This is a genomic window from Tardiphaga sp. 215_C5_N2_1 (assembly GCF_052076055.1).
Classification (GTDB): Bacteria; Pseudomonadota; Alphaproteobacteria; order Rhizobiales; family Xanthobacteraceae; genus Tardiphaga; species Tardiphaga robiniae.
This window is the reverse complement of sequence record NZ_CP197240.1, coordinates 250,708-264,717: the sequence shown is the minus strand read 5'-3', so window position 1 is coordinate 264,717 and position 14,010 is coordinate 250,708. Positions and strand designations below refer to the sequence as shown.

General features: G+C 62.3%; 12 protein-coding genes. 10 read left to right on the top strand and 2 right to left on the bottom strand.

All coding sequences use genetic code 11. From position 1 onward, the window contains the following. The first annotated feature begins 29 nt into the window (after positions 1-29). The 6 genes from AB7828_RS01215 (at position 30) to AB7828_RS01190 (ending at position 7,736) form a co-directional block, all read left to right on the top strand. Positions 30-2,474 (top strand): CoA transferase, encoded by a 2,445-nt coding sequence (locus AB7828_RS01215; RefSeq protein ID WP_441229171.1) that lies wholly within the window; start codon positions 30-32, stop codon positions 2,472-2,474. Positions 2,475-2,602: 128 nt separating this feature from the next. Beyond that, positions 2,603-3,835, top strand: a complete 1,233-nt coding sequence (locus tag AB7828_RS01210; protein ID WP_441229170.1) for a branched-chain amino acid ABC transporter substrate-binding protein — start codon at positions 2,603-2,605, stop codon at positions 3,833-3,835. A 202-nt stretch (positions 3,836-4,037) separates the two neighbouring features. Continuing rightward, positions 4,038-4,985, top strand: a complete 948-nt coding sequence (locus tag AB7828_RS01205; RefSeq protein WP_068738207.1) for a branched-chain amino acid ABC transporter permease — start codon at positions 4,038-4,040, stop codon at positions 4,983-4,985. Further along, complete coding sequence (locus tag AB7828_RS01200) at positions 4,982-6,295, top strand: branched-chain amino acid ABC transporter permease (protein WP_441229169.1); 1,314 nt, start codon at positions 4,982-4,984, stop codon at positions 6,293-6,295. The genes AB7828_RS01205 and AB7828_RS01200 overlap by 4 nt, the downstream gene beginning before the upstream one ends. Next, positions 6,292-7,041, top strand: a complete 750-nt coding sequence (locus AB7828_RS01195) for an ABC transporter ATP-binding protein (protein WP_231077459.1) — start codon at positions 6,292-6,294, stop codon at positions 7,039-7,041. The genes AB7828_RS01200 and AB7828_RS01195 overlap by 4 nt, the downstream gene beginning before the upstream one ends. After that, a complete protein-coding gene (locus tag AB7828_RS01190) occupies positions 7,041-7,736 on the top strand; it encodes an ABC transporter ATP-binding protein (RefSeq protein ID WP_441229168.1) in 696 nt (231 codons plus the stop codon). Before AB7828_RS01195 ends, AB7828_RS01190 begins: the two co-directional genes overlap by 1 nt. Positions 7,737-7,781: 45 nt before the next feature. On the opposite strand, the gene AB7828_RS01185 is transcribed toward AB7828_RS01190, so the two are convergent. Then, positions 7,782-8,456, bottom strand: coding sequence for a Crp/Fnr family transcriptional regulator (locus AB7828_RS01185; protein ID WP_231077460.1), 675 nt, complete (start codon positions 8,454-8,456; stop codon positions 7,782-7,784). Between the two features lie 227 nt (positions 8,457-8,683). On the opposite strand from AB7828_RS01185, the gene AB7828_RS01180 reads away from it, so the two are divergent. Both AB7828_RS01180 and AB7828_RS01175 read left to right on the top strand, forming a co-directional pair. After that, positions 8,684-9,505, top strand: a complete 822-nt coding sequence (locus AB7828_RS01180; protein WP_441229167.1) for an ABC transporter ATP-binding protein — start codon at positions 8,684-8,686, stop codon at positions 9,503-9,505. Further along, positions 9,502-11,433 carry a long-chain fatty acid--CoA ligase gene (locus AB7828_RS01175; RefSeq protein WP_441229166.1) on the top strand — a complete coding sequence of 644 codons (1,932 nt, stop codon included), beginning with the start codon at positions 9,502-9,504 and terminating at the stop codon, positions 11,431-11,433. The genes AB7828_RS01180 and AB7828_RS01175 overlap by 4 nt, the downstream gene beginning before the upstream one ends. A 110-nt stretch (positions 11,434-11,543) precedes the next feature. Here the strand turns inward: AB7828_RS01175 and AB7828_RS01170 are convergent, their stop codons facing one another. Beyond that, complete coding sequence (locus AB7828_RS01170; protein WP_441229165.1) at positions 11,544-11,951, bottom strand: endonuclease domain-containing protein; 408 nt, start codon at positions 11,949-11,951, stop codon at positions 11,544-11,546. 78 nt (positions 11,952-12,029) lie between these two features. Here AB7828_RS01170 and AB7828_RS01165 point away from each other — a divergent pair, with 78 nt between their 5' ends. Continuing rightward, complete coding sequence (locus tag AB7828_RS01165; RefSeq protein WP_089268124.1) at positions 12,030-12,923, top strand: branched-chain amino acid ABC transporter permease; 894 nt, start codon at positions 12,030-12,032, stop codon at positions 12,921-12,923. A 5-nt stretch (positions 12,924-12,928) separates the two neighbouring features. Then, positions 12,929-14,002, top strand: coding sequence for a branched-chain amino acid ABC transporter permease (locus AB7828_RS01160; RefSeq protein ID WP_441229164.1), 1,074 nt, complete (start codon positions 12,929-12,931; stop codon positions 14,000-14,002). Positions 14,003-14,010: the final 8 nt, after the last annotated feature.

The window sequence follows — 14,010 nt, the reverse complement described above, 5'->3', positions numbered from 1 at the left end:
CCGACACATAAAAAAATGATCGGGCGGAAATGCCAAACTTGCCACTATCGGATTTGCGTGTCGCGGAAATCGGATCCGGCGATACGCTGGATTACTGCGGCAAACTGTTTTCCGATTTCGGCGCCGAGGTCATCAAGATCGAACCGCCGGGCGGCGATCATGCGCGGCAATACCCGCCGCTCGTCGATGCCGGCAATGGCCGCCGCGAGAGCGGATATTTCGCCTGGCTGAATACCAACAAGCGCAGTGTCATCGCCGATCTCAACAAGTCCGACGATGTCGCGCGTGTTCGTGCATTGCTTGCGACATGCGACCTGCTGATCGACGCGCGCGCGCCTTCGGAGATTCCGAACTCACTCCTGACGCATGATGATCTGCGCAACGAGCAACCCGGCCTCGCGATCACCGCGATCTCGTGGTTCGGCGAACACGGCCTCTACAGCAATTATCAGACGACGGACTCCGTCTGTCGCAGTCTCGCGGGCAGCGTGAAGCTGGTCGGTGCGCAGGAAGGCCCGCCGGTGCTGCCGCGCGACGGCCAGATCGCCGTCATGGCCGGCCTCACTGCGTTCATCCCGACGCTGGCTGGCATGTATGATCGCAACACCGGCGCACGACGCTTTGCCGTCAGCGCACATGAGGCGATGCTGCAGATCAGCGAGTTCGACACAGGACTCGCGCTGGAGGTCGGCTTCACGCGGCCACGCATGGCCATCAACCGGTTCGGCCGCGGCTATCCCGTCGGCAATTTTCCAACCAAAGACGGCTGGCTCGGCATCACCGTCGTGACACCGGCGCAATGGGCCGCATTCTGCGTGATGCTCGGCCTTCCCGAACTGGAGACAGAGCCGCAGTTCAACGACGGTCTCGCGCGCACCAACAATTCCAAAGCGCTGTTCGATATCTTCCAGCCCATCCTGATGCACAAGAGCGCCAACGAATGGTTCGAGATGGGCATCAAGCTGCGTCTTCCGCTCGCTGTCGTGCCCGACATGGAGACGCTGCTGAAGCAGCAATACTATCGCGATCGCGGCGCTTTCGCGAAAGTCGAGATTGGAACGGCATCATTCGATGCGCCGGTGCTGCCGCAGACACTCACCGGCTCGCGGCCGAAGCCCAATGGCCGCGCGCCATTTGCCGGCGATGACACGATCGACGCCCTGCCCACGCATCAGCGCGTAGCGACGCGGCAGGCAACACCTGATGATCCGCAGCCGCTGAAGGGGCTGCGCATTATCGATCTCACCATGGGATGGGCCGGGCCATCGGCAACACGGCAGATGGGCGATCTCGGCGCCGACGTCATCAAGGTCGAGTCCTGCCAGTATCCCGACTGGTTTCGTGGCACCGATCCACGCGGCCCGTATTTTCCCGAACGCACCTACGAGAAAATCTACTGGTTTCAGCAGATGAACCGCAACAAGCGCGGCATCACGCTGGATCTCACCAATCCCCGCGGCAAGGAGCTGCTGAAGCAATTGCTCGCCGGCGCCGATGCGGTGATCGACAATTATGCCGCCGACGTGCTGCCGCGCATGGGCCTTGATGCTGCAGCCATGCACAAGATCAATCCGCGTCTCGTCGTCGTGACCATGCCCGCCTTCGGCATGACCGGCCCATGGAGCGGCGTGCGTGCCTATGGTTCGACGCTGGAGCAAGCTTCCGGCCTGCCGTCAGTGACCGGGCGTGAGGGCGATCCGCCGACCATGCTGCATGCCGCGCTTGGTGATCCCTTCGGCGGCGTCAGTGCCGCGGCGGCATTGATGCTCGGCTTCATGCATCAGAAGAATACCGGCCTCGGCCAACACATCGATCTCAGTGCGACGGAAGCCCTGCTGCCTCTTGTCGCACCCTCGGTCATCGAGCAATCAGCCACCGGCAAATCCGGCCCGCGCATTGGCAACCGGCATCCGCGCTTCGTGCCGAACGGTTGCTTTCTCTGTCTCGGCGAAGATCAGTGGATCACCATTGCCGTGCGCAGCGACGACGAATGGCGGGCGCTGTGCAAGGTCATGCATCGCAACGACCTGGCCGATGACGCCGCACTTGCCACAGCCGAGGGACGCCGCGCCGAAGAGGACCGTATTGAGGTCGCGGTCCGGCATTGGACGACGACGGTGCGGCCGGATCTGGCCATGGTGACGCTGCAGGACGCCGGCGTGCCCGCGGGTACCGCGCGACTGCCGCTCGATCTGGCCGGGGATCCGCACCTGCTCGCAGTCGGACATTGGCAGCCTGTGACCAAGGTATTTATGGGCCCGCATCTACTGCCCTCCGTTGCCTATCGCGAAGGCAGTGCAAAACTGCCCTACCCGATCACCCGGCTGGCGCCGACGCTCGGCCAGCACAATGAGGAAGTCCTGCGCGATCTCCTGGGCCTCAGTGCCATCGAAATCGACCAATTGCGCGCCGCGGAAATCATTGGCGACGCTGCAATATCCAAGAAAGCGAAGGCCGCGCCTACGACCAAGTGAGGCTGCAAGTGAGGCTTGCAGCTTCTACCGCCATGGCTCACACTCCCGGCATAAGGCCAGCGACGGATGGATCAAAAGATTCGGCGTCGCGAAAACGGCCAGCACAAATGCTTCCAGGGAGAAACACCATGCGCAAACTAGCCCTCATTGCGTCCATTGCGCTGCCGATGCTCGGCGGCACGGTGATGGCGCAGGAGACCGTGAAGATCGGCTATATCGATCCACTGTCCGGCGGCGGCGCCAGCGTCGGCGAAGTCGGCCTCAAGACCTTCCAGTTTCTCGCCGACGAGCTGAACGCCAAGGGCGGCATTCTCGGCAAGAAGGTCGAGATCGTCCCACTCGACAACAAGACCAATCCGCAAGAGAGCCTGATCCAGGCACAGAAGGCGATCGATGGCGGCATTCGCTACATCACCCAGGGCAACGGCTCGTCGGTCGCCGGTGCGCTGTCGGATTTCGTCACCAAGTTCAACGACCGCAATCCCGGCAAGGAAGTCCTGTACTTCAACTATGCCGCCGTCGATCCGGTTCTGACCAACGAGAAATGCAGCTTCTGGCATTTCCGCTGGGATGCCAATTCAGACATCAAGATGGAAGCGCTCACCAACTACATCAAGACCGTGCCTGCGGTGAAGAACGTCTACCTGATCAATCAGGACTACTCGTTCGGTCAGTCGGTGCGCAGCCAGGCGCGCGCCATGCTCGGCGCCAAGCGACCCGACGTCAAGATCGTCGGCGACGAACTGCATCCGCTGCTGAAGATCACGGACTTCGCGCCCTATATTGCGAAGATCAAGGCCTCCGGCGCCGACAGCGTCATCACCGGCAACTGGGGTCAGGATTTTGCCCTCTTGCTGAAGGCTGCGGCTGACGCGGGCCTCAAGGTAAGCTGGTTCACCTATTATGCCGGCGGCACCGGTGGCCCGACCGCGATCAAACAGGCCGGCCTGAATCATCAGGTATTCCAGATCGCCGAAGGCATCCCGAATCTCGGCCATGCCTCGGCCGACGTGTTCGAAAAGGCACTGCGCGCCAAGTATGACTTCAGCCTGTTCTATCCGCGCGCCGTGAACGAGATGCGCATGTTCGCCGCGGCCGCCGAGAAAGCGAAGTCGCTCGATCCGGTGAAGGTGGCGGCGGCCCTCGAAGGCATGGAGTTCGAGGTGTTCGACGGCGGCAAGGGCAATATGCGCAAGGACGACCATCAGTTCTTCCAGCCGATGTATATCGCCTCGTTCGGCGAGCGCACCGACAAGGAGCCGTTCGACGAGGAAAAGACCGGCTGGGGCTGGAAGCTGGCCGCGAAGATCGACACGCCGCAGACGGTGCTGCCGACGACCTGCAAGATGGAACGGCCGTAAGCCCTGCCTTCTCCCCGCCTGCGGGGAGAAGGTGGACCGAACTTGCAGAGCAAGTTCGGGACGGATGAGGGGGACTCTCAGTTTCACTCACTGCCTCCCCCTCACCCGGATTGCTGCGCAATCCGACCTCTCCCCGCAAGCGGGGAGAGGTTAAGACGCCGCCGCACTCCGGCACACTCCTCACCCGAGAGGCAGATACTTCGTGCTTGAACTGATCGTCATCTCCACGCTCAACGGCGTCCTCTACGGCATGCTGCTGTTCCTGATGGCCTCAGGCCTGACGGTGATCTTCAGCATGCTTGGCGTGCTGAACTTCGCCCATGCCAGTTTCTATATGCTTGGCGCCTTCTTCGGCTTCCAGATCAGCCGCTGGTTCGGCTTCTGGCCGGCGCTGATCCTTGCGCCGCTGCTGGCCGGCGCGCTCGGCGCCGCCGTAGAACGCTATGGCCTGCGTCACGTCCACAAGAACGGCCACGTCGCCGAGCTGCTGTTCACCTTCGGGCTTGCTTTCGCCATCGAGGAGATCGTGCAGATCATCTGGGGCAAGAGCCCGGTCGATTTTCGCGTACCGCCGCTGCTCGACTTCCCGGCCTTCACACTGTTCTCCACCAACTACCCGGCCTTCAAGATCTTCATGCTGGTCGTCTCCATCGTGATCTTCATCGGATTGCTGGTGGTGCTGAAGCGCACGCGCATCGGCCTGATCGTACAGGCGGCGCTGACCCATCCGCACATGGTCGGCCATCTCGGGCACAATGTCGGACGCATCTTCATGCTGGTGTTCGGCGTCGGCACCGCGCTCGCCGCCGTCGCCGGCGTGATCGCAGGCCCGGCACTGGTCACGCAGTCCAACATGGCCGGCCTGCTTGGCCCGATCCTGTTCGTCGTCGTGGTGGTCGGCGGCCTTGGCTCGCTGCCTGGTGCCTTCATCGCATCATTGCTGATCGGCCTCGTGCAAACCTTCGCGGTGTCGATGAACGGCTCGCTGGCCGGCGCCTTCGGCCCGCTCAGCCCCGACTATGCCGCCACCTGGCTGTCCGACATCTGGAACGTCACCGTCGCCCAGATCGCACCAATCATGCCCTATCTGCTGCTGGTGCTGATCCTGATCTTCCGCCCGATGGGCCTGCTGGGAACACGCGACACATGAGCGACGCCACCGCCAAAATTCCGGCAACCATCGCCCCGCCCCGCCCCGCCGCCTCCGACCGGCTGAAGTTCTACGGCATCTGGATCGCCGCCGCGCTGGCGCTGCTGGTGCTGCCGAAACTGTTCTCGTCGGGCGGATCGCTGACCACCTTCAGCCTGATCGGCATCTCGATCATCTTCTCGCTGTCCTACAATATCCTGCTCGGCCAGACCGGCATGCTGTCGTTCGGCCATGCCGTCTATTACGGCCTCGGCGGCTTTCTCGCGATCCACGCCATCAACATCATCGCCAGGAACAAGTTCGCGATCCCGCTGCCGCTGGTGCCTTTGGTCGGCGGCGCGGCCGGCCTCGTCTTCGCCATGCTGCTCGGCTGGGTGTCGACGCGGCGCTCCGGTACGGCCTTTGCGATGATCTCGCTTGGCGTCGCAGAACTCGTCGCATCCTCGGCGCTAATCCTGCGCACCTTCTTCGGCGGCGAAGCGGGCGTCTCCGCCAACCGTACCAAGGTGCTTCGTCTGTTCGACTGGAGCTTCGGCCCGCAGATCCAGATCTACTATCTGGTCGCGGCCTGGACGTTGATCGCCGTCATCGCCATGTATGCCCTCACCCGCACGCCGCTGGGGCGCATGTGCAACGCCGTGCGCGACAATCCCGAGCGTGTGCAGTTCGTCGGCTACGATCCGCACATCATCCGTTACATCGCGTTCTGCTTCTCCGGCCTGTTCGCCGGAATTGCCGGCGCGCTAGCCGCGATCAATTTCGAGATCGCCAATTCGGCCTATCTCGGCGCCGTACAATCCGGCACCGTGTTGTTCGCCACCTATATCGGCGGCGTCGGCTTCTTCATCGGTCCAATCGTCGGCGCGATCTTCGTCACGCTGCTGTCGCTCGGCCTCTCCGATCTCACGCAGGTCTGGCAGCTCTATTTCGGCCTGATCTTCATCGCCGTGGTGATGTTCGCGCCCGGCGGCATTACAGGCCTGCTGATGATGCACCGGCCGCTGCTGAAAGGCGGCACGCTCAGCCGCGTGCTGCCGAGCTATCTCGTCGCCTTCGTACCGACGCTGGCGATGATCACCGGCCTGATGCTGGCGATCGAGACCACCGTCCACTTCACCGTCAATCCCGGCGAGGATTCACACATCAAGGCCTTCGGGATTCCATTCGATGCAGCGAACCCTGCGATCTGGGCCGTTGCCGCCGTGCTGCTGATCGGCGGCTTCATCATTGCGCGCAAGACCTGGGCGCGCGTCGCCGGCAGTTGGGACGACGCCCTCTCCGCCGCGCGCGAGAAGGGAGTGGCCGCATGAGCACCGCCATCGAACTGCGCGGCGTCGAAAAGACCTTCGGCATCACCTCCGTGATCCGCAACGTCAATCTCACGGTCGCCCAAGGCGAACGCCACGCGCTGATCGGTCCCAACGGCGCCGGCAAGTCGACGCTGTTCAATCTCATCAGCGGCTACATGAAGCCATCAGTCGGCAGCATCCTGCTGCGCGATCAGGTGATCTCCGGCCTGCCACCGTTCCAGATCAACCGGCGCGGATTGTCGCGCTCGTTCCAGGTCACCAACGTGTTCGCCAAGATGAGCGTGTGGGAGAACCTGCGCTGCGCCGTGCTATGGGCGACCGGGCATCGTTACGCGTTCTGGAAGAATGTCGACAACCTGCCCGAGGTGCGCGACCGCACCGCGCAGATCCTGCAGGATATCAACCTCGTATCGCGCCGCGACGTGCCCGCAGGTCTCTTGACCTATGCCGAACAGCGCGCGCTCGAAATCGGCATCACCATTGCGGGCGGCGCCGATGTCATCCTGCTGGACGAACCCACGGCCGGCATGAGCCATGCTGAGACCGAACGCGCCGTGGCGCTGATCCGGCGACTGACCGAGGGGCGCACGCTGCTGATCGTCGAGCACGACATGAGCGTGGTGTTCGGCCTCGCCGACCGCATCTCGGTTCTGGTCTATGGCCAGATCATCGCGTCGGGGACGCCGGAGGAAATCCGCGGCAATCCCAAGGTCAAGGAAGCCTATCTCGGCGAGGAAGTGGCGTGATGCTCCAAGTTCAGGACCTGCACGCCTATTACGGCAAGAGCCACATTCTGCAGGGCGTCGATCTGCATATCGATGCCGGCGAAGTGGTCTCGCTGCTCGGCCGCAACGGCGTCGGGCGCTCCACCACCGTGAAGGCCATCATGGGTGAAGTGCCGCCGCACGGCACGATCACCTTCAAGGGCGCCAATATCGCCGGCCTGCCGAGCTTCAGGATCGCGCATCTCGGCCTCGGCTACGTACCGGAGCATCGCGACATCTTTCCGGGCCTCACGGTGCGGCAGAACCTGATGCTGGGCATCAAGGATCCGCGTCAGCCCGGCAAGTGGAAACTCGACGACATGCTCGGCATGTTTCCGAACCTCGCCGCGCGCGCCGATACCGCAGCGGGCGTGCTGTCCGGCGGCGAGAAGCAGATGCTGACGATCTGCCGGACGCTGATGGGCGATCCTGAACTCGTGATGATCGACGAGCCCACCGAAGGCCTCGCACCGATCATCGTCCAGCAGGTCGGCGACCTCATCGCGGAGATCGCGCGCCGCGGCGTGGCGATCCTGCTGGTCGAGCAGAAGCTCTCCATCGCGCTGCGCATCTCGCACCGGGTCTATGTGATGGGCCACGGCAAGATCGTGTTCGAAGGCACGCCCGCCGAACTCAAGGCCAATGACGCCGTGCGCAGGGAATGGCTGGAGGTCTGAGCGCCGACTTCCTTACCTCGCCCCGCTTGCGGGGAGAGGGAATCCCTAATCGCCGTAGCTACCTAGCTTCTCCAGATCGACCACTGTCACGCCGCCATATTCCAGGCGCAGCAGACCCTCCTTCTCCAGCGTCTGCAGGCATTGGTTGGCCTTCTGCCGTGATATGCCGGTGATGGCACCGAGCTCTTCCTGGGTGATGTCCAGATGCCTAGTCGCGTCACGATAGAGGATCGGGTTGAAGAGCGAAGCTATGCAACGCGCGAGACGCCCGGTGGCATCGAGCCTGCGCCCGTACTCGGTCAACGCGATGAACTGACCGAGCCGTTCGTTCAACAGCGAGACCAGGAAGCGGTTAAAGCCGACACTGTTCTCGAACAGCCACATGAATGCCGGACGCTCCATGAATGCCAGCTTGGAGTCGCGTAGCGGCACAATGTCGTAACGTCGCGGTTCGTTCTTCAGCACGCTGCCCTCGCCAAACCACGCGCCCGCCGTGAGGCCGGTGATGCTCACCTCCTTGCCGCTGCGTGAGATGGTGCCGATCTTCGCCAGACCGCTGACAACGCCGGTCCAGTATTCGAACTGGTCACCGCGCATGCAGACGAATTCATTCGCCTTGAACGACTTCTCGACGATGCCGGCGCGCGCGACCTCGATCTCCTTCTCGTTCAGGTCCCGTGCCCAGGCCGCGATGCGCTTGAGATGATCTGCAGCAATCATGGGCCCGGCTTCACTTCGAATGTTGCAACGCAAAAGAACGCGTGCGCGACAAATTGGCAGGCAGATTGTCCGCCGCGAGACATTTCAGGATACCGATTTGACGTAGGGAAGACTACCGCGAAAGGTCATTAGTAGAATGGCTTAGCGTGACCGGGCGATATAGGCTCGGGACCATCCGAGGAACGTGGATAAAGAGCGCGACAAGCGCCGTATCTGGGAGGATTTGAGTGGCGGTTGCTCTGGACGTGCGCGGGGTGTCACTGCGCTTTGGTGGCGTTCGCGCGCTCACCGATGTGAGCTTCGCTGTCAATGACGGCGAGCTGTTCTCGATCATCGGGCCAAACGGCGCCGGCAAGACCTCCATCGTCAATTGCATCTCCGGCCGCTACCGTCCCACCGAAGGCGAGTTGTTCTACCACGGCAAGAACATCACCGGGCTCAATCCAAACGCCCGTCCCGGCCTCGGCATCGGCCGCACCTTTCAGAACCTCGCGCTGTTTCATCATATGAGCGTGCTCGACAACATCATGGTCGGGCGCCATCACCTCCTGAAGAACAACTTCCTCACCGGCTCGCTGTACTGGCTGACCGGCGCGCGCAAGGAAGAGCTCGAGCATCGCCGCAAGGTCGAGGAGATCATCGACTTCCTCGATCTGCAGAGCGTGCGCAAGGCGACCGCCGGCACCCTTCCCTATGGTCTGCGCAAACGCGTCGAACTCGCCCGCGCGATGGCGCTGGAGCCCAACCTCATCCTCCTCGACGAGCCAATGGCCGGCATGAATTTCGAGGAGAAGGAGGACATGGCGCGTTACATCGTCGATCTCAACGAAGAATACGGGATGACGGTGATGATGATCGAACACGACATGGGCGTCGTGATGGACATCTCCCATCGCGTGATGGTGCTGGATTTCGGCCGCAAGATCGCCGAGGGCGATCCGGCTGCAGTGCTCGCCGACCCGCACGTCAAGCGCGCCTATCTCGGTGAAGAAGACGAAACCCTCGTCGATCCCGACCATGCGCCTATCGCTGCGGAGAGTGCCGCATGATGGACTATGCCGGACGCGTCAAACAGGCCGATACCTATCCGAAGCTGCTGCGCCTCAACGCCAAAGAACATGGCAGTGAGATCGCGCTGCGCGAAAAGGACTTCGGCCTGTGGCGGGAGTTCACCTGGAACGACTACCACGCCCGGGTGAAGGACTTCACGCTCGGCATGGTCGAGCTCGGCATCGCCCGTGGCGACGTCATCGGCATCATCGGCGACAACCGGCCCGACTGGGTCGCTGCCGAGATCGCCGCGCATGCCATCGGCGGGATGAGCCTCGGTCTCTATCGCGACGTGCTCGACGAAGAAGCTGCCTATCTCCTCAACTATGGCGAAGCGAAGATAGTTTTCGCCGAAGATGAAGAACAGGTCGACAAGCTGCTGACCCTCGCCGACCGCGTGCCCGCGCTGAAGCACATCATCTACAGCGACCCGCGCGGGATGCGGAAATACGACGACCCACGGCTGCTGGAAGCCGACAGGCTTGCGCAGATGGGCCGCGACCGCGCGGCGCGCGAACCCGCACTCTATGACCAGCTCGTCGATGCGACCAAGGGCGAGGATGTCGCGATCCTCTGCACCACGTCAGGCACCACATCGAATCCAAAGCTCGCGATGCTCGCCGCGGGCCGCGTGCTCGGCCACTGCGCGGTGTATCTGTCGTTCGATCCGAAGGGGCCGGACGACGAATATGTTTCGGTACTGCCGCTGCCCTGGATCATGGAACAGGTCTACGCACTCGGCAAAGGTCTCCTGAGCCGGATGAAGGTCAACTTCGTCGAGCAGGCCGACACCATGATGAACGATTTTCGCGAGATCGCGCCGACCTTCGTGCTGTTCGCGCCGCGCGTCTGGGAAGGTATCGCAGCTGACGTGCGCGCACGGGTGATGGATTCGTCGCCGCTGAAGCAGAGCCTGTATGAGCTCGGCATGAAGTCCGGGCTATCCGCACTTGCCAACGGCAAGCGCTCGGCCGTGGCCGATACGTTGTTGTTCCGCGCGCTGCGCGATCGTCTCGGCTTCACACGCTTGCGCTCGGCCGCCACCGGCGGCGCGGCGCTCGGCCCGGATACGTTCAAATTCTTCCGCGCCATGGGCGTGCCGCTACGCACGCTCTATGGCCAGACCGAAACGCTGGGCGCCTTCACGCTGCATCCGCCAGACGCCGTCGATCCCGACACCACCGGCATTGCCATGGGCAGTGGCATCGAGATCGAAGTCCGCGATCCCGATGTGCAGGGCGTCGGCGAGATCGTGGTGAGACACCCCAATATGTTCCTCGGCTATTACAAATCGCCCGAGGCCTCCGCTGCCGATCTGCGCGATGGCTGGATGCATTCAGGCGATGCCGGCTATTTCAATGATAACAAGCAGCTCGTCGTTATCGACCGCATCAAGGATCTCGCGCAGACCGCGCGCGGTGAACGCTTCTCCCCGCAATATATCGAGAACAAGCTGAAGTTCTCGCCCTATATCGCCGAGACCGTGGTGCTTGGCGACAACCGCGATGCGCTCGCGGCGATGATCTGCATCCGCTTCTCGATCATCTCGAAATGGGCCGAGAAGAATCGCATCTCGTTTACGACCTATACGGACCTGTCGTCGCGCCCGGAGGTCTATGAGATGATCCGCAAGGAAGTCGAGACGGTCAATGCCACGCTGCCGCCGGCGCAGCGCATCGCCAAGTTCCTGCTGCTCTACAAGGAGCTCGACGCCGACGACGGCGAACTGACCCGCACTCGAAAGGTCCGCCGCAGCGTCATCAACGAGAAATATGCCGATATCATCGACGGCATCTATGGCGGCGCGCGGGATATCCCCGTCGACACAACGATCCGTTTCCAGGACGGCACCTCCCAGCGCATCCGCACGCGATTGGTCGTGGTGGACATGGCGCGGGATGGCGCGCGGATGGAGGCGGCGGAATGAAGAACCTGAGCTTTACCGATAGCCCCCCTCACCCGGCACGCGCGCTAACGCGCGCCTGCCGACCTCTCCCCGCAAGCGAGGGGAGGTTAAGAAACTGCGGCGTCTCGGTTCTAGCTAACCTCTCCCCGCTTGCGGGGAGAGGTCGGATCGCTCTTGCGATCCGGGTGAGGGGGAGCTTCCGCAAGCGCCGTCGCAATGACTTCGAGAACACCCTCGATATTGTCCAAGACATCATGGTTCCAGAATCTGAGCACCCGGTAATGATGCTCGACCAGCCACTGGTCACGGGCAACATCGCGCACATTGTCAGCGTGTTGCCCACCATCCACCTCAACGATCAGGCGCCGCTCCCGGCAGATCAGATCGACGATGTAGTTGCCGATCGACTCTTGTCGCACAAACTTGTGTCCGTCCAAGGAACGTGCGCGAAGGCGATACCAAAGCGCATTCTCGGCATCGGTCGAATCTCGCCGCAGCCTTCTGGCACGTGTGGTTCTGACCGCATTGGCCTTGCGCATGTGGAAGCTCCCCCTCACCCGGCGCTGTGCGCCGACCTCTCCCCGCAAGCGGGGAGAGGTTAGCACTCCGGCCATCGCATGAACACGCAGTTCCTCCTCCAGCTTCTGGTCAATGGCCTCGTGGTGGGCACGCTGTATGGCGTGGTCGCGATGTCGTTCGTGCTGATCTACAAGGCGACGCAGGTCGTGAACTTCGCGCAGGGCGAATTGCTGCTGATCGGCGCCTGGGTGTGCTGGACGCTGCTGACCAAATACCAGGTGCCGTTCTGGCTCGGCATGCCGATGACCCTGGTGTTCATGTTCGCCTTCGGCATCCTGATCCAGGTCGTGATCCTGCGGCCGCTGGTCGGCGAGCCGGTCATCTCGGTGATCATGGTGACCATCGCGCTGTCCGCCGTGTTTCAGGCGGCACTGAAATGGATCTATGGCGTCAACCCGCAGCCATTCCCGCGTGTCTTCACCAGCCAGTCGGTGACGATCGGTAGCCTACAGATCCAGACCGTCTACGTGATGAGCCTGGTTGTCTCCGTCGCGATGATGATCGGCATGGCGTGGTTCTTCAAAGTGTCCAAGTGGGGTCTGGCGATGCGCGCCACCGCGTTCAACCAGCAGGTGGCGCAATCGCTGGGCATTTCCGTCAAAACCGTATTCGCGATGGCCTGGGCGATCTCGGCCATGGTCTCCGCCGTCGCCGGCGTCGTCGTCGCCGTCGTCAACGGCGTGTCATCCGGCTTGTCGATCTACGGCATCAAGGTGTTTCCGGCGGTCATCCTCGGCGGTCTCGACAGTATCGGCGGCGCGGTGGTCGGCGGCATCATCATCGGGCTGCTAGAGAACTTCGCGCAATTCATCGACAGCGAATATCTGCATTGGGGCAATCTGTATGAAGTGGCGCCCTTCTATGTGCTCATCATCATCCTGATGATCAAGCCTTACGGCCTGTTCGGCACCAAAGACATCGAGCGGGTGTAAGGATCATGGCCAGTCCCTCCCTCATCCCGGCCGGCGACTTCCGCACCAGCTATGCGGTCGACACCACCATCTTCCCAACCACCACCAGCCGCAACGCGGCGATCCTCGGCGTGGTGCTGATCTGCTTCGCGCCGCAACTGCTCAGCGAATACTGGCTCAGCCAGCTGATCATGATCGGCATCTACGGCATCGCGGCGCTGGGGCTCAACATCCTGGTCGGCTTTACCGGCCAGATTTCCATCGGCCACGCCGCGTTCTTCCTGTTCGGCGCTTTCACCTCGGCCTATATCTCCAACAACTATCCGATCCCGGTGTTTTTCTCGATTCCCATCGCCGGCGTGGTCACGGCCATCGTGGGACTCATTTTCGGCCTGCCGGCGGCGCGGTTGAAGGGGCTGTACCTCGTTATCGCCACGCTGGCCGCGCAATACATTCTGCTCGACTTCTTCTCCCGCGCCGACTGGTTCAGCGGCGGCTCGGTGCCGGCGACGGCCAAAGCGTTCTCGATCTTCGACTATATGCTGCGCGGCGACCGGCAGTATTTCTATGTGGTGCTGGCCTATGTGGTGGCGAGCTATCTGCTGGTTACCAACCTGATGCGCTCGCGCGACGGCCGCGCGCTGGTGGCTGTGCGTGATCACTATCTCTCGGCCGAGATCATGGGCATCAATCTCACCAAATATCGCACGTTGTCCTTCGGCCTCGCGGCGTTCTTCGCCGGTATCGCCGGCGCGCTGTACGCGCATAACCAGCTCGTGGTCTCCAACGAGGGTTTCGGCATCGAGCGCTCGATCCTGTTCCTGGCAATGGTCATCATCGGCGGTACCGGCTCGATCATGGGCACGCTGATGGGCACGGCCTTCGTGGTGCTGGTGCCGGAAGCGATGGAATGGATCAGCATGGAGCTGAAGGGCGGCGTCATCGACAAGGCGCTGGCGCTCAACAACAATCTCACCTTCCTGCGCGAGATCGCCATCGGCCTCATCATCATCGCCTTCCTGGTGTTCGAACCCGACGGGCTCGCGCATCGCTGGCGGCAGATCAAGACCTACTGGAAACTCTACCCGTTCTCGCATTGAGAACGGGA

What these genes read in the sequence shown, in the direction of transcription:
- AB7828_RS01215 (WP_441229171.1), top strand. Translation starts at nt 30, where the DNA reads ATGCCAAACTTGCCACTATCGGATTTGCGTGTCGCGGAAATCGGATCC.
- AB7828_RS01210 (WP_441229170.1), top strand. Translation starts at nt 2,603, where the DNA reads ATGCGCAAACTAGCCCTCATTGCGTCCATTGCGCTGCCGATGCTCGGC.
- AB7828_RS01200 (WP_441229169.1), top strand. Translation starts at nt 4,982, where the DNA reads ATGAGCGACGCCACCGCCAAAATTCCGGCAACCATCGCCCCGCCCCGC.
- AB7828_RS01195 (WP_231077459.1), top strand. Translation starts at nt 6,292, where the DNA reads ATGAGCACCGCCATCGAACTGCGCGGCGTCGAAAAGACCTTCGGCATC.
- AB7828_RS01190 (WP_441229168.1), top strand. Translation starts at nt 7,041, where the DNA reads ATGCTCCAAGTTCAGGACCTGCACGCCTATTACGGCAAGAGCCACATT.
- AB7828_RS01185 (WP_231077460.1), bottom strand. Translation starts at nt 8,456, where the DNA reads ATGATTGCTGCAGATCATCTCAAGCGCATCGCGGCCTGGGCACGGGAC.
- AB7828_RS01175 (WP_441229166.1), top strand. Translation starts at nt 9,502, where the DNA reads ATGATGGACTATGCCGGACGCGTCAAACAGGCCGATACCTATCCGAAG.
- AB7828_RS01170 (WP_441229165.1), bottom strand. Translation starts at nt 11,951, where the DNA reads ATGCGCAAGGCCAATGCGGTCAGAACCACACGTGCCAGAAGGCTGCGG.
- AB7828_RS01165 (WP_089268124.1), top strand. Translation starts at nt 12,030, where the DNA reads ATGAACACGCAGTTCCTCCTCCAGCTTCTGGTCAATGGCCTCGTGGTG.
- AB7828_RS01160 (WP_441229164.1), top strand. Translation starts at nt 12,929, where the DNA reads ATGGCCAGTCCCTCCCTCATCCCGGCCGGCGACTTCCGCACCAGCTAT.